General features: G+C 50.6%; 21 protein-coding genes and 1 pseudogene. 15 read left to right on the top strand and 7 right to left on the bottom strand.

All coding sequences use genetic code 11. The annotated features are described in order from the left end of the window. Positions 1-768: 768 nt before the first annotated feature. The 4 genes and pseudogenes from ltrA to ACN4EG_RS23575 all read left to right on the top strand — a co-directional run bounded on the left by ltrA (position 769) and on the right by ACN4EG_RS23575 (position 2,888). Positions 769-1,677 (top strand): annotated as a pseudogene (ltrA, locus tag ACN4EG_RS23590) (group II intron reverse transcriptase/maturase). A 77-nt stretch (positions 1,678-1,754) separates the two neighbouring features. Next, on the top strand, positions 1,755-2,189 hold the full coding sequence (locus tag ACN4EG_RS23585) for a transposase family protein (protein WP_431632715.1): 435 nt from the start codon (positions 1,755-1,757) through the stop codon (positions 2,187-2,189). Positions 2,190-2,203: 14 nt separating this feature from the next. Further along, complete coding sequence (locus ACN4EG_RS23580; protein ID WP_431632714.1) at positions 2,204-2,584, top strand: transposase family protein; 381 nt, start codon at positions 2,204-2,206, stop codon at positions 2,582-2,584. Positions 2,585-2,657: 73 nt separating this feature from the next. After that, positions 2,658-2,888 carry a hypothetical protein gene (locus ACN4EG_RS23575; RefSeq protein ID WP_431632713.1) on the top strand — a complete coding sequence of 77 codons (231 nt, stop codon included), beginning with the start codon at positions 2,658-2,660 and terminating at the stop codon, positions 2,886-2,888. A 106-nt stretch (positions 2,889-2,994) separates the two neighbouring features. Here the strand turns inward: ACN4EG_RS23575 and ACN4EG_RS23570 are convergent, their stop codons facing one another. Further along, on the bottom strand, positions 2,995-3,771 hold the full coding sequence (locus ACN4EG_RS23570; protein ID WP_431632712.1) for a peptidase: 777 nt from the start codon (positions 3,769-3,771) through the stop codon (positions 2,995-2,997). Positions 3,772-3,921: 150 nt separating this feature from the next. On the opposite strand from ACN4EG_RS23570, the gene ACN4EG_RS23565 reads away from it, so the two are divergent. The 3 genes from ACN4EG_RS23565 (at position 3,922) to ACN4EG_RS23555 (ending at position 5,946) form a co-directional block, all read left to right on the top strand. Continuing rightward, complete coding sequence (locus ACN4EG_RS23565) at positions 3,922-4,338, top strand: secondary thiamine-phosphate synthase enzyme YjbQ (protein WP_431632711.1); 417 nt, start codon at positions 3,922-3,924, stop codon at positions 4,336-4,338. 66 nt (positions 4,339-4,404) lie between these two features. Next, on the top strand, positions 4,405-5,565 hold the full coding sequence (locus ACN4EG_RS23560) for a hypothetical protein (protein WP_431632710.1): 1,161 nt from the start codon (positions 4,405-4,407) through the stop codon (positions 5,563-5,565). 81 nt (positions 5,566-5,646) lie between these two features. Next, the gene (locus ACN4EG_RS23555) at positions 5,647-5,946 is read left to right on the top strand and encodes a hypothetical protein (RefSeq protein ID WP_431632709.1); all 300 of its coding nucleotides are present in this window, start codon (positions 5,647-5,649) and stop codon (positions 5,944-5,946) included. A 41-nt stretch (positions 5,947-5,987) separates the two neighbouring features. Here ACN4EG_RS23555 and ACN4EG_RS23550 read toward each other — a convergent pair whose 3' ends face one another. Next, on the bottom strand, positions 5,988-7,022 hold the full coding sequence (locus tag ACN4EG_RS23550) for a L,D-transpeptidase (RefSeq protein ID WP_431632708.1): 1,035 nt from the start codon (positions 7,020-7,022) through the stop codon (positions 5,988-5,990). Positions 7,023-7,440: 418 nt separating this feature from the next. Here ACN4EG_RS23550 and ACN4EG_RS23545 point away from each other — a divergent pair, with 418 nt between their 5' ends. Beyond that, positions 7,441-8,793 carry an APC family permease gene (locus ACN4EG_RS23545; protein WP_431632707.1) on the top strand — a complete coding sequence of 451 codons (1,353 nt, stop codon included), beginning with the start codon at positions 7,441-7,443 and terminating at the stop codon, positions 8,791-8,793. 44 nt (positions 8,794-8,837) lie between these two features. Here the strand turns inward: ACN4EG_RS23545 and ACN4EG_RS23540 are convergent, their stop codons facing one another. Then, positions 8,838-9,170, bottom strand: coding sequence for a DUF565 domain-containing protein (locus ACN4EG_RS23540; RefSeq protein ID WP_431632706.1), 333 nt, complete (start codon positions 9,168-9,170; stop codon positions 8,838-8,840). A 103-nt stretch (positions 9,171-9,273) separates the two neighbouring features. On the opposite strand from ACN4EG_RS23540, the gene ACN4EG_RS23535 reads away from it, so the two are divergent. Next, positions 9,274-9,891 carry a hypothetical protein gene (locus ACN4EG_RS23535; protein ID WP_431632705.1) on the top strand — a complete coding sequence of 206 codons (618 nt, stop codon included), beginning with the start codon at positions 9,274-9,276 and terminating at the stop codon, positions 9,889-9,891. A 53-nt stretch (positions 9,892-9,944) separates the two neighbouring features. Here the strand turns inward: ACN4EG_RS23535 and tsaD are convergent, their stop codons facing one another. Next, positions 9,945-10,997, bottom strand: a complete 1,053-nt coding sequence (gene tsaD, locus ACN4EG_RS23530) for a tRNA (adenosine(37)-N6)-threonylcarbamoyltransferase complex transferase subunit TsaD (RefSeq protein WP_431632704.1) — start codon at positions 10,995-10,997, stop codon at positions 9,945-9,947. 170 nt (positions 10,998-11,167) lie between these two features. Here tsaD and ACN4EG_RS23525 point away from each other — a divergent pair, with 170 nt between their 5' ends. After that, positions 11,168-11,656, top strand: coding sequence for a Photosystem I reaction center subunit III (locus ACN4EG_RS23525; protein ID WP_431632703.1), 489 nt, complete (start codon positions 11,168-11,170; stop codon positions 11,654-11,656). Positions 11,657-11,693: 37 nt separating this feature from the next. After that, a complete protein-coding gene (gene psaJ / locus ACN4EG_RS23520; RefSeq protein WP_190571725.1) occupies positions 11,694-11,810 on the top strand; it encodes a photosystem I reaction center subunit IX in 117 nt (38 codons plus the stop codon). Positions 11,811-11,977: 167 nt separating this feature from the next. On the opposite strand, the gene mrdA is transcribed toward psaJ, so the two are convergent. Beyond that, a complete protein-coding gene (gene mrdA / locus ACN4EG_RS23515) occupies positions 11,978-13,825 on the bottom strand; it encodes a penicillin-binding protein 2 (RefSeq protein ID WP_431632702.1) in 1,848 nt (615 codons plus the stop codon). Between the two features lie 431 nt (positions 13,826-14,256). Between mrdA and ACN4EG_RS23510 the strand changes: the two genes are divergently transcribed. From ACN4EG_RS23510 to ACN4EG_RS23495, 4 genes are all read left to right on the top strand, one after another. Further along, positions 14,257-15,390, top strand: coding sequence for an ABC transporter ATP-binding protein (locus ACN4EG_RS23510; RefSeq protein ID WP_431632701.1), 1,134 nt, complete (start codon positions 14,257-14,259; stop codon positions 15,388-15,390). A gap of 95 nt (positions 15,391-15,485) precedes the next feature. Beyond that, a complete protein-coding gene (locus ACN4EG_RS23505) occupies positions 15,486-16,619 on the top strand; it encodes an ABC transporter substrate-binding protein (protein ID WP_431632699.1) in 1,134 nt (377 codons plus the stop codon). 96 nt (positions 16,620-16,715) lie between these two features. After that, a complete protein-coding gene (locus ACN4EG_RS23500; protein WP_431632698.1) occupies positions 16,716-17,606 on the top strand; it encodes an ABC transporter permease in 891 nt (296 codons plus the stop codon). 91 nt (positions 17,607-17,697) lie between these two features. Continuing rightward, positions 17,698-18,522 (top strand): ABC transporter permease, encoded by an 825-nt coding sequence (locus ACN4EG_RS23495; RefSeq protein WP_431632697.1) that lies wholly within the window; start codon positions 17,698-17,700, stop codon positions 18,520-18,522. Positions 18,523-18,537: 15 nt separating this feature from the next. Here the strand turns inward: ACN4EG_RS23495 and ACN4EG_RS23490 are convergent, their stop codons facing one another. Further along, on the bottom strand, positions 18,538-19,311 hold the full coding sequence (locus tag ACN4EG_RS23490; protein ID WP_431632696.1) for a cobyrinic acid a,c-diamide synthase: 774 nt from the start codon (positions 19,309-19,311) through the stop codon (positions 18,538-18,540). A 234-nt stretch (positions 19,312-19,545) separates the two neighbouring features. Next, on the bottom strand, positions 19,546-20,061 hold the full coding sequence (locus ACN4EG_RS23485) for a chromophore lyase CpcT/CpeT (protein WP_431632695.1): 516 nt from the start codon (positions 20,059-20,061) through the stop codon (positions 19,546-19,548). Positions 20,062-20,178 lie beyond the last annotated feature (117 nt).

Below are 20,178 nucleotides of genomic sequence, written 5' to 3'. Positions count from 1 at the left end.
GGTTTACAGGAATCGTGTGCCTGATTTCGATGACCGCTTAATGTTCAACGCAGCAGGCTTGTGGAACTTCTACTTAGATGCAGCATAAGTTAGATAACAGTCAGGGCAAACCCTGTCCCAGAGCTGGTTTTATTTCCCAACAACTCTACTCTGCAAACCAGCTATGGTGCAAACGGCCTTAACTTCATCCAAAGCCGTAGAACGATTGAGTTCAGCGGCGGCAAGTAACTGTTGATAGCCTGACGACAATCTCTCATCCGCCGCTGCAACGATTTGTGTACGCCCAGCATGGGCGTGATCTGATGGGGTGAAAGTCCCCTGTGGTGGAACCAACGTCCAAATGACTGCATGCAGTCCGAGTGACGAAACCACTAGCTTAAGGCAAGGGCATCTCCGCGAGGAGGGGTCTGGAGGAAGCCGGCGGCAAACCGACGAGCCGACGAACAGAAACGTCATAGAAGGCTGAGACCCCTGGGTGAGTTGGCACAACACAACGAAACCCATGGTTCAAGGGGCACAGTAAATGACGCGGTTGCGGCGGGAGAGATCACGGTCTTATCTGGGGAGGTCTGTGCGGTCGCGGTTTTGCGGGTCATGGGAGTCTGACTGAGGTCTCGTGGGAAACGGCGAGGGAGCCACAGAACCCTAACATCAGCAAAACAGCAGCCTTGAGAGTAATTTCAAGAGTTCACTGCACAGAAGTCAGCAGAAGCCATATTAGTTCTTTTTTGGACGAAGGGCTGAACATGAACGAACTAAGGAGGAGCGATGAACAACTCAGACTCATTGATGAACCCGGATGGGGGAGATGGAGTTTGGCGTGCTGACAGAGAGCCAGCCTTAGACAACCTGATGGCACGAATCATCGAGCGCGACAATGTTCTCAAAGCCTGGGAACGGGTGAAGTCTAACAAAGGCGCACCCGGCAGTGACGGGATGAGCCTAGAAGACTTTCCATCCTATGCTCGAGAGCATTGGCAAGAGATTCGGCAATCCTTGATAAATGGCAGCTACCAACCGCGCCCGGTGCGACGGGTGGTGATCCCAAAACCGAGAGGCAAGGGAGAACGCAAGCTAGGAGTTCCTTGTGTCGTAGACCGAGTGATCCAGCAAGCCATCTTACAAGTGCTAACGCCAATTTTTGACCCAGGTTTTTCTGAGTCAAGTTACGGCAGCCGACCGAAACGCTCGGCACATGGTGCAGTCCAACAGGTGAAAACGATTGTAAAAGAGGGATATCGCATCGCGGTGGACTTGGATTTGGAGAAATTCTAATGCCTTCGGCAACGCTTCGCGAACGATACGGTCAATCACGATGTCTTGATGTCCCGCGTGGCTCGAAAAGTTGCTGATAAGGTGCTTTTGGGGTTAATCGGTCGTTACCTGCGAGCTGGGGTTTTGGTGGGGAGCACAGTTGAACCGACCGAATGGGGCACCCCGCAAGGGTCTCCGCTTTCACCTCTGTTATCCAATATTCTGCTGGATGATTTGGACAAAGAGCTAGAAGCGAGAGGGCATCGTTTTGTTCGCTATGTGGATGACCTAGTCATTCTAGTCAAAAGCAGACGAGCAGGGCGGCGAGTGCTGGCGAAAATCAGCCGATACTTAACCCAAATGCTGAAGCTCAAAGTTAATCGGGAAAAGAGTCGAGTGGTCAAGATTAGACCTCCTGCATGAATAGTGGAGTGATGTGCCAGTTAGAGCAGGAGGTAGGAGAATAAGAATGTTGCCCTCAACATTTCTGTGGAGAGAAGATGAGCTACCAAGACCTTGAGTCGCTGTCGGATGGTGAGTTCAAGCGCTTGTGCGGGGTGAGTCGTCCGACCTTCGCCGAGATGGTTGAGGTGCTGCGTCCCCATCTAGAACGCACCGGGCGGCGGGGTGGGCAAGCCAAGTTGAGCGTGGAAGACCAGTTGCTAGTGGTCTTGGAATATTGGCGGGAGTACCGTACCCAGTTTCACATTGGGGTGAGTTGGGGGCTACACGAGACGACGGTCGGTCGGATTATCCGCAAAGTGGAAGACCTGCTGCTGGGTAGTGGACGATTTCGCCTGCCCAGTCAACGGCAGTTGTATCAACCGGGCTGGGAGTGGACGGTGATGCTGGTGGATGTGGGGGAAGTGGAGATTGAGCGGCCTAAAAAAAACAGAGACGCTACTACAGTGGCAAACAGAAGTGCCATACGCTAAAAGTACAGGTGTTAGTGGCGTTTGAGACGGGTCAGATTGTGGCAACGGCGATCGGAACGGGCAGAACTCATGACTTCAAACTACTTAAGCGCAGTCGTTTGCCTTTCGTCTCGACTCAACTCTGTCTAGCAGATCGAGGCTATCAAGGGTTTGCGAAGCTTCATCCGGGGGCTTGCACCCCGACGAAAAAGCGGCGAAAACAACCGCTACCGCAGGCAGAAAAGCAGCATAATCGAGCGTTGTCCAGCTTACGGGTGCGAGTCGAGCATACGATTCGGCGCTTCAAGATTTTTCGCATCTTTTCGGGGCGCTATCGCAATCGCAGGAAGCGGTTTGGACTCCGGCTCAATTTGATTGCGGGTCTACTCAATTTTGAACTGGCACAAGCCACTTGATTCATGCAGGAGGTCTAATACACACACGCCAATACACACACGCCAATATACTGTGCCATCCTCCCGCCGGACTATGCGCCAACTCTCTACGGTTCTTGGATTCCCCATGCTGATCGGGATACTCCTTGTGAGCTGCACCAGCCAGCCTAAACCCCCAGCAGCATCCCCATCCCCCACCCTGTCTCCCTCGTCCAGTGTGCTCCAGCCGATTAACAAAGCACAGGATGCCCAATCCAACGTGGAACAGAAAGCTAAAGAACGTGAACAGTACGACCCGGAGAAAGCGTCTCAGTCTGGGCAGTAAATGCAACTCACGCCAGGGATCTGTCCAACTTGGAAAGCTATTCGACTGCGGTACAGTTCCACCCAGAAGGAATGACTCCGTTTTCAACGTTGCTGGGCGAGAACCGCTAACTTTGCTCAGCGAGAACATCTTCCGGGAGATCGGTGTCCAGGTAATGCTCCCAGTCCACATTGGGCATCCGATCGAAGGCATCCTTCAAACAAGCTTCCCAGCGATTACGAATTTGCACCAAATAGGACGCATTGGCCGCCAACCGTAACTCATAGTGCACTTTGTAGGTATCAGCTTCGTACATTACGAGGTGAATGGGGGGGCCAACGGAAATATTAGATTTCATCGTGGAATCGATCGACAGCAGCGCACATTTAGCCGCATCTTCCAAGGGGGTGGTGGCTGTCAATACGCGATCGAGAATCGGCTTACCATACTTCGCTTCGCCAATTTGCAGAAAGGGCGTTTCCCGCGAGGCTTGGATGCAGTTGCCTTGGCTGTAAATCAGATACAGTTCCGGATCTTCCCCCCGAATTTGGCCACCTAGTAGAAAACTACAACTTGCATCAATGCCATCCTTTTGCAACCAAGGCCGATCCTGCTCCTGAATCAGACGCATTTTGCTGCCAATGTAGCGAGCCACTTCATACAGCGTCGGTAACGTGTGGAGATTGACATCTTCCCGCGCTTTCAGGTCACGGCGTAGTAACGTAATGATCGCTTGAGTCACGGACAGATTTCCTGAGGTGCAAAGCAGTAGCACTCGTTCCCCCGGTAGGGAAAAGTCATGCAGCTTTTGATGGGTGGAAATGTAGTCTACACCCGCATTGGTTCGCGAGTCTGCCGCCATCACGAGGCCACCGGAAGTCAAAATGCCTAAGCAGTAGGTCATGTTAGGGTCGGGAAGTTAGGGTCGGAGAGAAAATCACGACGGAAACACGCTCTAAATTAACAGAGAATGGATAACGTCAGCGCAATTTTTATCCCAACTTGTTACTTGTAATGGTTGGTCATTCCTTGTTATTGCTGAATCCCGATCTCCATGGCCCATTACCAAAAAATTCTAACGATTCGCACCCGAGGTAAATCCCTGCAAAAAATTACGTCCCAAATTCAGACGATCGTGGCTGAATCGGGGATTCAGACGGGCTTATGCCATCTGTTTTTGCGCCATACCTCTGCAAGTTTAATTATTCAGGAAAATGCGGATCCTGATGTCTTGGTTGATTTGGAAAATTTCCTGGCCAAGCTGGTTCCGGAAGGCCGTCACTATGTCCACAGTACCGAAGGCCCGGATGATATGCCCGCCCACATTCGTACAGTCTTAACCAAAACGTCGGAGCACATCCCGATCGCTCAGGGGCGACTGTTGACGGGAACTTGGCAGGGGATTTATGTCTGGGAACACCGCCAAATGGCCCACCACCGGGAATTAGTGGTGCATGTGATGGGGGATTAACGATCCATGAAGATTCCCCAGCCAGCCAAAAATCCCACCCATAATGGAGGAAATTCATAGAGAAGGTTGTCTGCTGTGCAAATGGGGATGGGACAACGGTTGCGGGAACAGTGGCGGGAACAGTTGCAAGAGGATCTGCAAAAGGGTGCTCGATCGAGCGGACAACTGGGGGAACAGGATGGTTTGCGACCGGGAAGTCGATCGCTAACCCGATCGCTACAACAATCGCTACAACACCTTGTACAGCAACGGCTGCAACGACCGTGGTTTGCTGTTCTGATTATGGGGAGTCTTGTCCTGAACGGCTGTAGTGTGGAAAAGGCCCGATCTCTGCAAAATGCTGCCAGTCAATTTCGGAATGAGTCCTCGGCTGCGATCGACGCGATTGATACCCTGCGCAAGCGGGAACTCGAAGCTCCACCCCGTTCTGCCGCAGAAATCCGCCAAAGTTTTATCAACCGCCTTCTGAACTCCAAAAGTGAGCTGAATAGTACGCTGATTGAATTGGCGATCGATCCCTATCAGCCGCCCCAGGTAACCGAATGGGATGAGTTCATCACCGACCTGCGTGGCCAATACGATGGGTTCGCTGCCATTTTTGATCAGTTGGAAGGGGGGACGATCGTCGGTACCTCAGAAGTGCGGAAATCGGCAGAATATGCCCGCACCCTGACCGTTCAAATGGCACTCTTTGCAGATGCGCTCAACAAAAATCCGCCTGTCCTGACCCAGTATCGCGCCAGCGTCATTATCAAACTCAAAAAACTGCGGCAGGACTATCAGGCTCTGATGGTCAAGTTAAAAGCACGGGAACAGGATCCCTACAGTGGTTCAGAATCCTTACAGCTACTCAACCAGCAAAAATCTGACATGGAAAATCGAGCGGGGGAACTGATGGGAGAGTGGCAATCGGTAAAGCAGGAAGAGAAACGTCTCCTAGAAACGACCGTGACCCAGTGTATGAAAGCGGTGGTCATGGGGAAGGAATTAATCGAAATTGCGAATCGCTATGACGAAATTAATCTAAATCAGCTCAACGCAGCAATTCCCCGCATTCTGACCAACGCCAGCGCCTTAACCGGGCGCAATTATGATGTGGTGAAACAACGATCGACCCGCATCCTCAATGAACTCCAAACCGATCCCTTCTGGAGTGGCGTCACGCGCACAATGCTCGATCGGGTGAATAACGTGAACCGGACTCGATCGACTGTACCGAATAACTAAGCAGGCGTGCATATCACTAGGGCTTATCACGACAAATTTACCCCTAGATTTACCCCCTCCCAGGTTGAAGGATTTTGTACCATGCCGGATACGAACCAGCAGTTTCTCAATCTTGCTGCAGACTTCATGAATGAACTGAATGTGCGTTACATGGAAGCAGATTTAGATGAACAAATCGAACTCCAAGCCCAGCGCGATCGAGCCATGCGTAACTATACCCAAGCTCGTTTGGCACTCCTGAAACGCAGTGTGCTATGTAAACCAGAAGATTTGGTTCAAATGCAACAATTGAAGCAAAAGCTGGCCCAATCGACTAGTTTTCGGCAAATCCTCGACTCTGCCTTAAGTTTTGCAGGCTTTTTGAGTACTCGTTTTCTTTAACGTACTCGTTGCTTAACGATTTGGTTGACGGCAGATTTGCCCTAAGGCTTAACCGTAACGGGGGTTCCTACCGTCACATATTGGTATAGGGCAATTACATCCTTGTTGCGCATCCGGATACAGCCATGGGAAACCGCTTTGCCAATCAGTTCCGGTTGGTTGGTTCCATGGAAGCCGATTTGGGTTTTCCCGTCTGTCCAAATGCCAATCCATCGCACCCCTAGGGGATTGTCTGGCCCCGGTTCAATGACATTGCCTGTTTTGAAACTCTTGAAAATGGGATTTTCTTCTTTATTGATGACTGTAAAGTCCCCAATCGGTGTTTCCCAACCTGCTTTGCCCACTGCGATCGGATAGCTCGCCAATTGGGTCTTGCCTCGATACACTTCCACTCGCCGCTTGCCTCGCCGCACAATTAAGTGAATCGGCTCCTCAATGGACTGCACAGGCATCGATGGGATGGTCGAGGGGGGGCTTTGTGGCGTTGGGTTGGTATCTCCGGGGGGAGTGGGGAGGATTGGAATATCCGGGGAAAGATTCGGCGCAATGCTAGGTTCCACAGGGCGTGGAACTTCCCAAATTTCATCTACAGGCAAATGTCCGAAGGGCACCGCAGGTTTGGTTGGCTCGATCGCTGCAGGGATTACTGTGGGGATTTCGATCGGGGTAGGGTCTGTGGTGGAAGTGGGGGAGGTTAGGGGAATCGGAACGGGGGGTGGGGTCTCGGCGGTTGGGTTCGCGATCGGAGCTTCCGTACTTGTAGAAGGAAGCCCTGGGATCGAGAGGGGCGAAACTGGGCTGGGGAAAATTGAGTTAGGGGAAATTTGGCTAGGAGATTCTACAGGAACAGCGACAGGTGTCTGATTGGCAGGTACATCCGTTACCGATGGATTAGGTGCGGATGGATTAGGTGCAGGCGCATCCGTTGATGAAGGTGTTGCGATCGGTGAAGCCGTTTGGGCTGCAGTCCTAGACAACCCTACATTCATCATGATGAGCGCGATGCCACCAATACCCAGTAGGCGTAATCCTAGGCAGGCCAACCGCCGTTGAAAAGAAGAGGAGCACGTCACCATAGCTGCCAAAAATCCACCAAAAATTGCAAATGTCTTCGGGCGTTCTAAACAAAAACGATAGCGTTCAAGGTTGAATTTCGAGTTTTGATTGCGAGATTTGAGTTTTGATTTCGAATGTAGCATTCTATCCGCTGCCCCATGGTTCACCACCGGAGAGTTCGTAAAATCCTCAAAAAGAGAGATTTTCATGCTAGATAATCAGCACAAGCCTCTTTCCTGCCCAATTCATTAAGCCCCAATGCTTTTTCCTAACGGCCATTTTCTAACGGCCCCAGCTAATCAGCGTCAAGGCTCCCGATCGCGGCTCTCCGGTTTCATCTAAAGGGATCGAGCTCAATCTAACTGGACTTGAATTGGGACTTGAATTGGGCTACCACAGGTTTGGAATCCAGCAGTTATCTACACCGAGGATGTCAAGATGACAACTCAACGCCTCCAACGGCAACTCAATCTAGGTCAAGCCGTAGCCTTGGGCATGGGATCGATCATCGGAACTGGAATTTTCGTCAGTATTGGTCTTGCAGCGGGTATTGCGGGGATCGGACTGCTCCCAGCCTTGGCCATTGCCGCGATCGTTGCAACCTGTAATGGACTCAGTTCTGCTCAACTTGCGGCTAGCCATCCCGTTAATGGGGGCACCTATGAATATGGCTACCGCTATCTCACTCCTCAACTGGGATTCACTGCTGGATGGTTATTTCTTCTAGCAAAATCAGCATCTGCGGCAACGGCAGCTCTAGGCTTTGCGGGATACCTGCTCCATGGGCTAGGAATTGCTCAGAGCAACCCAACCCGTTTGGTAATGGTTGCCCTTGCAGCGGTGGTGGGTATGACTGTAGTGGTAATGAGTGGAGTCCAGCGATCGAGCCGAGTCAATACCTTGATTCTGACGGTGAGTCTTTTTGCCTTACTGTGGTTTGTCCTTGTCGGTGCAGGCATGATCACTAAAGGCGTGATGGCTTCGGACGGACTCGGTGTAGGCTGGACGATCGGTCAAGGGCTGCCCTCTGGGTTCCCAATGCTCTACCATAGAGAAGGTAGCTCGATTTCAGCAATTTTGCAGGCCAGTGCTTTAATGTTTGTTGCTTATTCGGGCTACGCGCGAATTACCACCCTGGGAGAAGAAGTTCAGCATCCAGAGCGAACCATTCCTAGAGCCATTTTGATGACCCTAGGTTTAAGTTTTGGGCTGTATTTTGCAGTGGGGTTGGTAGGCTTAGGAACTGTTGGAGCCGACGTGCTCCAAAAAGGTGCTATCACAGAAGCGGCTCCGTTGGCAGTGGCGGCTCGTAGCTTTCCCGTTTGGGGCAGCGAAATGGTGTTAGGAATCGGCGCGATCGCGGCCATGCTAGGGGTATTACTGAATCTCCTCTTAGGACTTTCGCGAGTTCTACTGGCAATGGCGCGTCGAGGCGATATGCCCTTGGAGATCGCCCAACTCAATCCCCATCGATCGACCCCCACAATAGCAGTTTTGGTTATGGGGTCGATCGTCGGATTACTCGTCCTGTTAGGCAGCGTTAAAACAACCTGGTCTTTCAGTGCCTTTAGTGTGTTGGGCTACTACGCCATAACGAACATAGCGGCATTGCGCTTACCCCCCTCAGCGCGGCAGTATCCACGCTGGACGGCTGGCTTAGGGTTAGGAGCCTGTGTCTTTTTAGCGTTTTGGGTAGAGTGGCAAATTTGCCTCGTGGGATTGGGACTGATTGCGATCGGTCTGGTTTGGCAAGCCATCCTACAGCGGCGATCGAATGCCGCATCCCATTAGCCTTGATCCCCTCCTAATTAATCCACGGATCAACAATCCACGGATCAACTGCCCAGCTTGAGCGCTTCCACAAATAGGCTATAGGTAAAGCCTATTTTGAGGCCATTGACACAGTCCGCCAGCAAACTTCTGCGCCATTGGGCATTGCGCGTATAAACCGCACGGCTCACCAATTCAGTCAGTAGGACAAGAATGGCTGCGACCCAAATGTCGTATTCCGCAGCCTGACCTGCTGTGGTTGAAACAGCAGTTCCCAAAAAGAAGCCTAGAAGGAGGCATAGCAGCAGCAAGGAGATGCGCCGCCAAGGATTGCGAAACCATTGCTCAATCTGTCCACTGGCATTCCCCAAAAGGCGATTGAGGCGAGTATCTTGCATAGGAAACCGCAAAAAAAGAAGGGTGATTTTACAGGAAATTCTAATGCCACAAATCCACAAATGACTTGTTATACCTAAAGAGAGAGGACGCGGGGTAAAGGCGATGGGGCAACTAATTCAAGGGCGTAAAGTGGGACTATTCCCTGCGATCGCGATCGCAGGCAGTGCGGCATTGGTATTCAGTATTGGGAGTTTTTGGCTAGGACGCCTCAATCGAGAAGCTGAAATAGTGACCGGTAGTGACGTTCCGGTGATTAACTTAGACCAGGCCCCCCGCGATCCCGCAATTATTCAGCCAGTGTCGAGCGCAACGACTCCAGAAAAGATCCCCACAACAACGGGAGAAGCGAAGCAAACGGCTGCTCTTGCACCATTACAACGGGGTAACCTGCGGATTAGCAATCAATCAGAGCATCCCGTGCGGATTGCTCTCCGGTTCAAAGCAGAAAAGGTTAGTGGTGATAAAACGGGGGATAAATCAACCTCTCAGGTTCGTTATGAGCCTCCTGCTCACTGGGATTTTGCCCCCGGAGAAGGGAGCGATCGGGGCTTAGTCGTGGCTTTGCCGGGACGGGCGATTCAATTGAAAAAAGGAGATATTTTAGTCGCCTTTGCCCAGGATGGATCCCAGCGCTATTGGGGGCCGTTTATTGTGGGTGATACCGATGAGCCGCTCTGGAATCCCCAAACAGGAGAATGGAAGCTGACGTTAGATAACTAAGACGTTAGATAACTAAATTGCAGTGATCGAGTTCGTGATCTAAATGATCTCGCTCACGCATCTTCCTCCTGATACAGATCCATCACCTGCGAAATCGGGAGCCGGGATTGGGCATTCAGGGTGAGGGGAGATCGGTGCCCTCGATCGAAATGTTCTGATGCAGCACAGGCAATCATGGCCGCATTATCGGTACAGAACTTCATCGGAGGGAACAGAACCCGGATCCCGTGGGGTTCAGCCGCCGCTTGTAACTGCTGCCGCAGCCCCCGATTGGCCGCAACACCGCCGCCCACCGCGATCGTCGTCAACCCGTAATCCAAAGCACAGGCGATCGCCCGTTTGGTTAAGGCGCGGGCCACGGTCGTCTGGAAACTTGCCGCCAAATCGGAGATTGGCAACGGCTCTCCACTCGCTTCTAATTTTTGCGTCAGGCGCAGTACCGCTGTCTTGAGGCCACTAAAGCTGGAATCATAGGGATGAAAACCACCCTGAGGTAAGGATACCTGTCCTTCTGGCAGTGGAAACGCTTTGGGATTGCCCTCCGTCGCAAGGCGATCGATAATCGGCCCACCGGGATAGCCCAGTTTGAGCAAGCGAGCCACCTTATCAAAGGCTTCCCCTGCTGCATCGTCGCGGGTCTGGCCCAGCACTTCATATAGACCGCAATCCTTGACGTAGATCAGACTGGTGTGCCCCCCGGAAACCAGCAAGCACAAAAAGGGGGGCTGCAAACTGGGTTCACTGAGGTAGGACGCATAAATGTGGCCTTCCAGATGGTGCACCCCCAGAAACGGTTTGTTGTGCACTAAGGCGAGAGTTTTGGCTGCCGTTAAGCCGACCAATAGCGCACCAATCAACCCCGGCGCACAGGTGCCCGCTACGGCATCAAGCCCTGACCAGTCAAGCTGTGTAGCTTCTAGGGCTTGCTCGATCGCGAGGTTAACTCCCTCCACGTGTTGGCGCGAAGCCACCTCCGGTACCACCCCCCCATATTGCCGATGGGTCTCGATTTGGGAGGCGACAATACTGGCTAGAACTTGACGATTCTTAACGATCGCTACCGCAGTTTCGTCACAACTTGTTTCAATTGCTATAACCGTTGCCATTTGCTGGTAACTTTTGGTTGGGAACTGGTATTCTCTCTTAGCTTAAACCCTTCTGGGACAAGCTTAGGGGATACCTAACTCAACTCAATCAGTCCTCATATCTACGCAAAAAGTTCAATCCTTTTTGTTCAAGAAACTTTGCAATCTCTAAGTTAAAGGGAAACAACTCCATGCGACGATTGTGTGCTTTCGTTTTGGCTATCGCGCTGTGGTTCGGTTTCGTTTCCACCGCACCCGCCCACGCCATTTACGATAATCTCACTCCTTGCAGTGAATCTGCTGCCTTTGCTCAGCGTATGAAAGCATCGGCTAGCCCCACGGCCCAACGCCGTTTTGACCAGTACACCAAATCAGGTCTGCTCTGCGGTGAAGAAGGACTTCCCCACTTGATTGTGGATAATCCTTCCCACGCTGGCGACTTTATCATTCCGGGAATTCTCTTTCTCTATATTGCAGGCTGGATCGGCTGGGCTGGTCGGAGCTATCTGCAAGCAATCAAGAAGGGTGAAAACCCCGAAGGGAAGGAAGTGGTCATTGATGTGCCTCTGGCGCTGAAGTTTATGCTGGGTGGCTTTGCTTGGCCCCTGGTTGCCTTCGGCGAAATCTCCACGGGCAAGATGTTTGCAGCCGAGTCAGAAATCACTGTTTCTCCTCGATAGTCATTCAACTAAAATCTTGCTTTTTGGAGGCTTGTTCATGGCACGTTATTTGTCTACCGCACCTGTCCTGCTCATGCTGTTGTTGACAGTAACCGCAGGGATTCTGATTGAGTTCAATCGTTTCTTCCCCGATCTGTTGGCTCATCCCCTATAAGATCGAATCTCAATTCATGACTTGTTCATGAGAGCGAAGGGCGCAGGTTCTGTGCCCTTCTGCTTTTTTATCTTTGGCCGTTTCATCCTTAGCCCGATCGCATCTTTTCAGATGCTGTCTTTGCGGGTGGATCGGATTCGGGGAAAGCTCCTCCGCCTAACAGATCCCTATCTTGTCGCTTCCGGTGTGGCCTCAGCCGTAGGACTGGGCTGAGCATTGGCCCCCACTTTTGCGTTGGGATTCTTTTTCAGGGTGAAGTAGGTTTCTAGCACTTGGCGTGCTTTGGGACCCATGAGTGATCCACCCCCACCACCGGAATATTCACCAAAGGCGACGACGACAATTTCCGGCTTATCCGCTGGGGCATAGGCTCCAAACCAAGTGTGGGATCCTTTACCAAAATCCTCTGCCGTCCCGCTCTTGCCCGCGATCGCAACTTCACTGCTTCCCAAGGCATCACTCCCTGTTCCATAGGTCACTACTTCCCGTAGACCCTGCTGGAGAATCTCGATCGTTTTGGGCTTCATGTGCAAGCTTTCTCGCCAGTTTTTAGCCTCTTCGTTATCCTTCAGCAAATGCGGCTTGACTTTGTAGCCCCCATTGGCTGCCACCGCAAACATCACCGCCACTTGTAACGGACTTGAGAGTAGGTAGCCCTGGCCGATCGACATGTTGATGGCATCCCCGATCGTCCATTCATTCTTTTCATATTTCAGCTTCCAGGCAGGATCGGGAACCAAACCAGGATCCACCTCATCCACCAAGTCCACCCCCGTTTTGCTGCCTAACCCAAAGCGACGCGACCAATCGATAATGGGATCTCCTCCCATGCGCCGAGCTACCTGATAGAAGAAAGTATCACTACTGTGAGCCATGGCCCCCGTGAACCCCAGCGGCCCAAAACCAGCGTGGTTCCACTCCCCAAAGGTCACCCCTCCCACCGTGAGTGACGGAAAGGTCGGCAACACCTCATCTCCCGTGAAGTTGCCGCTTTCGATCGCCGCTGCTGTCGTGACAATTTTGAACGTACTCGCCGGAGGATATTGCTGCAAGGCCCGGTTCAGCAAAGCATTGCCTTCCTGGAGCTGTTTCCAAGTCGCTTCAGACACCCGTTTCGAGAAAATATTAGGGTCAAAGGCTGGGCGACTCACCATAGCCAGAATGGCTCCATTGCGAGGATCCATTGCAACGATCGAGCCTGTAAAGGTGCCCAGAATTTTTTCTGCCGCTTGCTGAAGATCCCAATCCAGGGTCAGCGTCAAGTCCTTCCCTGCATGGCTAGGCTTATTGTGCAGGATGCGCACCACATTGCCCGCACCGTCTACTTCGACTTGCTGGCCGCCCCCTTCCCCCCGCAACATCTCTTCATAGGTTGCCTCAATCCCCATCTTGCCGACTACATCCCCCAACCGATAGCCCTTTTTCTTGAGCTTTTCGTATTCCTCATCGTTGAGTTCGCCCGTATAGCCAATCACGTGGGCCGCCAGATCGCCATACTTGTACTCCCGTGTCGTTTCCCCATTGACTTCGACCCCATCCAGCTCATTCTTGGCTTCTGCCAATGCAGTTACTTGCTGGGGGCTAATGCCTCGGGCAATCCGCACAAGGAAGGGGGAATCTTGCTCTGCTTGATCAACCCGCTTGCGAATTTCTGATTCAGGAATATTTAAAATGCTCGCAAGTTTAGTAATGGTTTGGTTCCATTGGGCTTCCTTGGTGGCCAACGGCCAAACATAGACCGAGTGGGATAGTCGGGAACCTGCAATGATTTTGCCCTTGCGATCGAGGATTTTGCCCCGTTCTGGAGGACTGGGAATCAAGCGAATTCGATTGTTATCCGCCAATTGACGATTGCGCGTACCTTCCATCAATTGCAGGTAAACCAACCGCGATCCAAGCCCCCCCAGTAGCAGTAGAGAAACAAACAGGAGCAAAATGAGGGACTGATTGCGGCGACCCACCTGTCGCGCAGCAGACTCACGAATATTTGAGCGAGACGGTTGCAAAAGGGCCATAGCACTCTCGACCAACAGCAGGGATCAACAACAACTAGGTTAGATGATTCAGTGTAACAATCTCTGTAGCAATCTCTGTCCGGAACCCCAACTATGGGAATTTTTTCCAGAAATAGGGCATCCTATTGGCAGGTGATAGATTCTTGTTGTCAGAGTTAAATAGAGTTCAGTGGACGCTAGCAGTTAATGCGAAGATGGAAAAGAGGTGCATCCGCCAAAGCCTAGTTCAAAGCCTAGTTGCAGCAACGGAATCCTCACAATGCTTCACAAGATTGTATGGATCCTTAACTCACTGGCTTAAGATGGCATAGATAACAAGTTCAGCCGAGTAAAGCCCCAGTAGATTCTCTTGATTCCCTTAGGTTAAGTTCTATGGGGTCTAGTGATGGGGTCTACCTTACTCCGCCCTTTTCCCTCGGTCAAGGCATCCTATGGCTCAGACGGTACCCCACAACTATTCAGAAACCGGACTCAATCTTGGGTTCGACATTGAGCTACGTAAAGTTTTTAAAGTATTCAATGGCGAAGCTGCGGTGCGAGGCATTGACCTGAATATTCGTCGAGGGGAATTTTTCAGTATTTTAGGCCCCTCAGGTTGTGGTAAAACCACTACCCTTCGCTTAATTGCGGGATTTGAACTGCCGACAGCCGGAGATATTGTGTTGCGGGGGCAGTCTGTGGTAGATGTTCCTCCCTATCGTCGTCCGGTGAACACGGTTTTCCAAAGTTATGCCCTGTTTAATCACTTGACCGTAGAAGAAAACATTGGCTTTGGACTCCGGTTGAAAAAAATGGGTAAAGGGGAGATTCAAAACCACGTCCGAGAAGCCCTACGGTTAGTCAAAATGGAGGAATGGGCAAAGCGCTTGCCAGCTCAGCTCTCGGGAGGACAACAGCAACGGGTTGCCCTCGCCAGAGCCTTGGTCAATCGTCCCACGGTGCTCTTGTTGGATGAGCCTTTGGGGGCACTGGATCTGAAATTGCGCAAAGCGATGCAGATGGAACTGAAAAACCTCCATCGCGAATTGGGTCTCACGTTTGTGATGGTGACCCATGATCAGGAAGAAGCTTTGAGTTTGAGCGATCGCATCGCAGTGATGAATCGCGGACGGGTTGAACAAATGGGGTCTCCCAGCCAAATTTACGAACGGCCCCAGACACGTTTTGTGGCTGAATTTATTGGGGATACCAATTTAATTACGGGCAAAATTGAAGGTGCCCATCCCACGATGCTGTGGATTACTAGTGCGGAAGGGCGACCATTTAAGGTGATTCCAGTCGATACGGGGAATAAACCCCTCACTTCCGGAGCAGTCGTCATCAGTGTGCGGCCTGAAAAGATTCATTTACAATATGAGCCGCCTGCTGATGGCTTGAACTATGTGGAAGGATATCTCAAAAATTTGCTGTACCTAGGGACGCATGTTAATTGTCAACTTCAATTAACCTCTGGAGAAACATTAGTAGTCCAGCTTCCCCACGGCTTTGAAATTCCGCCTCCGGACACCCGGCTCTATGCTGTGTGGCGACCGGAAGATAGTTTAGCTCTGCCGAACGATTCCTAACTCATGCATGTTTTGCTTAATTTTGCTCAGTTATTTCTGAGGTTATTTGTGTCTAAACTTTCTAGCTGTGCGTTCTTGCCGTTGTGCTTGTCCCTATGATCCCTATACTGCCCGATCGATCACTGCCCCTTTCCCGTCGTCAGTTGCTGCGTCGATCGATGCTGGGGTTATCGGGATTGATGCTGTCGAGCGGCTTATCAAGCTGTGGCTGGCGGTTAGGCAATGTGCAGAACCGGGGAATTATCCAAAGTGCGGCGAACGAAATGTTTATTTACACTTGGGCCCAGTATGTGGATCAAGAGTTATTAAAAGCATTTCAGACAACCAGTGGAATTCGAGCGTTTACAGAGCTCTTTGACTCTAATGAAGCCATGCTGGCAGCTCTCCAAGCGGGCAAGGGGGCAACCTTCAGTATTATTTATCCTTCGGAATATATTATTCCGGAAATGCGGGATAAGAAACTGATTCTTCCCCTGGATCAGAGTCGTTTGCCGGGGCTGACTAACTTATTACCCCATCTGCGCCAGTCGCCTAATGATCCTGGCAATCAGTATGGCATTCCCTTTTCTTGGGGAACAACGGGACTTGTTTACAACAGCGAAAAATTGCCAGAGGCAATTACTGATTGGGATGACCTCTGGAAGTACAAGGAAAAGCTGAAGCGACGTATGACGTTGCTGAATGATCCACGGGAAGTGCTAGGCGCAGCTCTGAAGTCCATGGGATATTCCTACAATGAAAAAAATCCTGATTTAGTGAAAAAAGCAAGCGAAAAATTACTGACCCTGAAGCCCTATATTGCTAACTTCACCACGGACGCTTGGCGGGATCAAATCGCGGCTGGGGATTTATGGGTGGCAATGGGCTATTCCTCCGATGCAGGGCCGCTGCTCCAACAAAATCCTAAGCTCAAGTACATTGTTCCCAAAAGTGGTAGTTCGCGATGGGTTGATTTAATGGTGATTCCGGCGACAGCACCTAATGTAGAAGGGGCCTACCAGTGGATCAATTTTGTGATGCAGCCGGATGTGGCAGCGGCAACGGCTAAGCGATTGGCTGTTACAACTCCCAATCTAGCCGCGATCGAATTGCTACCGGCTGATGTTCAGCATGACCCTGTTGCTTATCCTCCGCCTGAAATTTTAAATCGGTGTGAGGCCATGACTTTTCTAGATCGATCAACGGCTGAAGTGTACGACCAAGCTTGGCTTAAGGTAACCAGTAGCTAAGCTAGGTGGAGTATAGATTCAGCCACCCGTACCCGTAGGTTTTAACAGCAGTCATGACGCAGATTTAATTGCCACGAGGATGTAAGAGTGTCTACAATGCCATCTGCCAAGTCTCAAGAAAAAGACGGAACACCCCCCTGGTTGGTTCGTTGGTTAGAACCGCTGGTCTTGTTGTTTCCCGCAGGGGTATGGCTCGTTCTGCTGTTAGTCCTGCCAACGTTGATTATTTTTGAACTTAGTTTTGTGCCCGGAATTCGTCCAGGGGATTTGGTGATTCCGTCGGGGCTGGGAAACTATTTGCGAATTTTTGAACCGCTGACGTTGCTAGTGATTGGTCGATCGCTACTGTTGGCGATCGGAACAACGGTGTTCTGCTTGCTACTGGGCTTTCCGGTGGCCTATTGGCTAGGAGTCATAGTCCCTAAACGCTGGCAAAACTTACTCTTGTTGGCTTTCGTCTTGCCTCTGTGGACATCTTCCTTACTCCGATCCTATGCCTGGATCAGCATCCTGCGCCCCACGGGTGTCCTTAATTCCTTACTGGCTAGCGTGGGACTACCGTCCTTGGATTTGCTCAATCAGATGCCAGCAGTTTTTGTTGGAATGACCTATAGTTTGTTGCCTTACATGGTTTTAATTCTCTATGCGTCTTTAGAGAAGCTCGATCGACGGCTCTTAGAAGCCGCCGCAGATCTGGGGGCGACCCCTGCGCAAACCTTCTGGTGGGTTACCGTTCCCCAAGTCTTGCCAGGTCTAGCTGCTAGCTCGCTGTTGGTATTTATTAATGCACTTGGTGATTTTGTCAATCCTGAACTGCTAGGAGGCCCATCTAGCATGACAGCGGCACGGTTGATCTATAACAAGTTCCTCGGAGCAACGCCAGATTGGGGGATGGGTTCAGCCATGAGTACGATGCTAATCATCATGGTGACTCTTTCCATTGCTTTATTGATTAAATATGGCGATCGACGAGCAGCAGATTCGTAACTGCACTGTGCCATCCTAGGTATCAGTCAACCCTGGGATACAGCATTACCGAACCAATAAACCCACCTTGTCCTCCCACTGAAGATTCACTATGGCTGCCCGTCCTGATCATCAATCCCTCGATCGTCCAAAACATGCAGTTTGGCAAATGTGGTTTTCGGTACTCATGTTTGGCTTTATGTACCTACCAATTTTTGTCTTGGGGTTTTACAGCTTTAATGACTCTCCCAACAGTGCACAGTGGGCTGGTTTTACCCTACGCTGGTACAGCAAGTTTTTCCAAGACGATCGAATTCTTAATGCCCTTTTTGACAGTTTAAAAGTGGCCTTCTCAGCAGTGGCTATCTCAGCAGTGATTGGAACGCTAATGGCTGTGGGACTGGCCAGATATCGCTTTCCTGGGAAGCAACTCTATCAAAATGTAGCTTATTTGCCGTTGATTATTCCTGACATTGCGATCGCGGTATCGACCTTAGTGTTCCTAGCAGCTGTCTCGATTCCCCTAAGTCTTGGAACCATTGTGGCAGCGCATGTGGTCTTTTGTTTAGCCTATGTTGCACTGATTGTTTCCACGCGCATTGGAAATTTAAATCCTTATCTAGAAGAAGCAGCTTTAGATTTAGGAGCAAACCCATTTCAAGCCTTTATCTTGGTCTTACTCCCTGAGTTGGCACCTGCGATTATTTCAGGCTGTTTATTAGCCTTTGTTCTGAGTATGGATGATTTTCTGATTGCAAGTTTTACTGCGGGTGGCGGAACCAACACCTTACCCATGGAAATCTTTAGTCGCCTGCGGACGCAAGTAAAACCGGATATGAATGCGCTTAGTGTTGTTCTAATGGTTGCTTCAGGTGTGGCCGCGATCGTCTCTGAGACCATCCGCTATCGGGGTGAACAGAAACGAATTCATCATTGATGATGCTCTGGTAAGTTAACTGGGATCTACAAAAACTGGATCGATCTCATCACAAAAGATGTAGTTATGATCAAAGGCTAACCAGTTGGGATGGCGGACGATCGCAAAACCAAACTGGATAGTCACTTCAGCCGTGAAGGTTGCCATGGCCAATTCCAGCAATTTCTTCTCAGCAATATTAGGCATTTGGACAAAATAATCTCGACGCGCAAAGAATAATTTTTGATCTTTAGGGACAATGACTTGATTCAACCGATGGGCATGCTGAATGGGTTTAATGTACTGGTTGAAAAAATCTTCTTGGTTACGTTGAAGTCGATAGAGTTTTTCATGCTGTAACCAACTCATGGAAAACAGCATTTTAATGACCTCAAATCCCAAAATATAATTCAGGATATTATCTTTATCTTCGCTACTAATCACCAGTTTAAGAGCCGACTCTAGGAAAATATCGGGTTGACGTCGCAAGTCCTGCGCTGAGTGAATGTAAAACTGGCGAATATAATCCCGGACAGTATCTTCACTCAACAACGTTAAGCGTTGAAATCGTTTGAGATGGAATTGCACCTTCCGCTTGATGTGGTGACTTTCAATAATCTTAGTAATCAGCCCATCTGCCGTGTAGGTATCTAGGAATTCTGCTTGCGCTTGGGATGACGCAGCACAGAGCAGATGACATAACGATAGAAGATAGCGCCGATTTTCCCAGGGAAGTGATTCAACCCAGGCTCTTGCAGGTATGGGTAACTGGTTCAGAATACTGATCAGTTCTGACGTTGCGCTATCCACAATTTCCTTCCATCAGTTGCTACGTAGGACGCTGCATAGGAGCATTCAATCACACAAGAGCATTCACCCATTTGCGGCCCCAAAAGGTGCTGTTGGTATTGTGCCCATCTCGATCTCAATAAGTTCTCCAAGCCGTCCTCCAAATAATGCTTTCTCCCAGTGCAATGCCACCCCCGGACACCTGTCGGAAGTTATTGTAGAAATCTTCTAAGAGGATTTAGCTAAGAGACCTTGTCAAGGCTCCCCTTTATGAACCCAACGATATTGATAGGCTGTACTTTTAGCCCCCCAAACCTGTTTCCCTTGGGCATCATAGCCCCGATCCCACGTATCCATTCCTGCGGCGTGTAAAGTGATTTGGTTGCGGATGCGGCTTGCTCCACGCACGTTTGTTGCACAGCCATCAACGGGGGTCGTGCCAACAAACATTGTTCGATCGACGGTTCGATCGCCCGTTCGATTGAAGGATTCCACCACAGGTTTGAGGAAAACAGTACAGGTGGCCTCGCCTAGGTCGGTAATCGTGATCTGCCGATCGGGTTTAGATTTTTGGCAGAAGTTGACCCAGCGATCGATCTGTTGGGGTTTGTAGGTGAGCGATCGAATCGTGGGGCTATAGGGACTGGGCGAAATTTTGAGAAATCGTTGGCGGTAGGGTTTATCTAGCGATTTGGATAGTGCCTGCTCTTGATAGAGATAAATCCCATTCTGATCAGGACTCCCTGCGATTTGAATCGTACAGGTTGTCATCGTTAGAGTTGTTGGGAAATAAAACCAGCTCTGGGACAGGGTTTGCCCTGACTGTTATCTAACTTATGCTGCATCTAAGTAGAAGTTCCACAAGCCTGCTGCGTTGAACATTAAGCG

Origin of the sequence: Alkalinema pantanalense CENA528 (assembly GCF_050753345.1) — a bacterium.
Classification (GTDB): domain Bacteria; phylum Cyanobacteriota; class Cyanobacteriia; order Leptolyngbyales; family Leptolyngbyaceae; genus Alkalinema; species Alkalinema pantanalense.
This window is presented reverse-complemented; position numbering and strand designations above follow the sequence as displayed.

What these genes read in the sequence shown, in the direction of transcription:
- ACN4EG_RS23585 (WP_431632715.1), top strand. Translation starts at nt 1,755, where the DNA reads ATGAGCTACCAAGACCTTGAGTCGCTGTCGGATGGTGAGTTCAAGCGC.
- ACN4EG_RS23575 (WP_431632713.1), top strand. Translation starts at nt 2,658, where the DNA reads ATGCGCCAACTCTCTACGGTTCTTGGATTCCCCATGCTGATCGGGATA.
- ACN4EG_RS23570 (WP_431632712.1), bottom strand. Translation starts at nt 3,771, where the DNA reads ATGACCTACTGCTTAGGCATTTTGACTTCCGGTGGCCTCGTGATGGCG.
- ACN4EG_RS23565 (WP_431632711.1), top strand. Translation starts at nt 3,922, where the DNA reads ATGGCCCATTACCAAAAAATTCTAACGATTCGCACCCGAGGTAAATCC.
- ACN4EG_RS23555 (WP_431632709.1), top strand. Translation starts at nt 5,647, where the DNA reads ATGCCGGATACGAACCAGCAGTTTCTCAATCTTGCTGCAGACTTCATG.
- ACN4EG_RS23550 (WP_431632708.1), bottom strand. Translation starts at nt 7,022, where the DNA reads ATGGTGACGTGCTCCTCTTCTTTTCAACGGCGGTTGGCCTGCCTAGGA.
- ACN4EG_RS23545 (WP_431632707.1), top strand. Translation starts at nt 7,441, where the DNA reads ATGACAACTCAACGCCTCCAACGGCAACTCAATCTAGGTCAAGCCGTA.
- ACN4EG_RS23540 (WP_431632706.1), bottom strand. Translation starts at nt 9,170, where the DNA reads ATGCAAGATACTCGCCTCAATCGCCTTTTGGGGAATGCCAGTGGACAG.
- ACN4EG_RS23535 (WP_431632705.1), top strand. Translation starts at nt 9,274, where the DNA reads ATGGGGCAACTAATTCAAGGGCGTAAAGTGGGACTATTCCCTGCGATC.
- tsaD (WP_431632704.1), bottom strand. Translation starts at nt 10,997, where the DNA reads ATGGCAACGGTTATAGCAATTGAAACAAGTTGTGACGAAACTGCGGTA.
- ACN4EG_RS23525 (WP_431632703.1), top strand. Translation starts at nt 11,168, where the DNA reads ATGCGACGATTGTGTGCTTTCGTTTTGGCTATCGCGCTGTGGTTCGGT.
- psaJ (WP_190571725.1), top strand. Translation starts at nt 11,694, where the DNA reads ATGGCACGTTATTTGTCTACCGCACCTGTCCTGCTCATGCTGTTGTTG.
- mrdA (WP_431632702.1), bottom strand. Translation starts at nt 13,825, where the DNA reads ATGGCCCTTTTGCAACCGTCTCGCTCAAATATTCGTGAGTCTGCTGCG.
- ACN4EG_RS23510 (WP_431632701.1), top strand. Translation starts at nt 14,257, where the DNA reads ATGGCTCAGACGGTACCCCACAACTATTCAGAAACCGGACTCAATCTT.
- ACN4EG_RS23505 (WP_431632699.1), top strand. Translation starts at nt 15,486, where the DNA reads ATGATCCCTATACTGCCCGATCGATCACTGCCCCTTTCCCGTCGTCAG.
- ACN4EG_RS23500 (WP_431632698.1), top strand. Translation starts at nt 16,716, where the DNA reads ATGCCATCTGCCAAGTCTCAAGAAAAAGACGGAACACCCCCCTGGTTG.
- ACN4EG_RS23495 (WP_431632697.1), top strand. Translation starts at nt 17,698, where the DNA reads ATGGCTGCCCGTCCTGATCATCAATCCCTCGATCGTCCAAAACATGCA.
- ACN4EG_RS23485 (WP_431632695.1), bottom strand. Translation starts at nt 20,061, where the DNA reads ATGACAACCTGTACGATTCAAATCGCAGGGAGTCCTGATCAGAATGGG.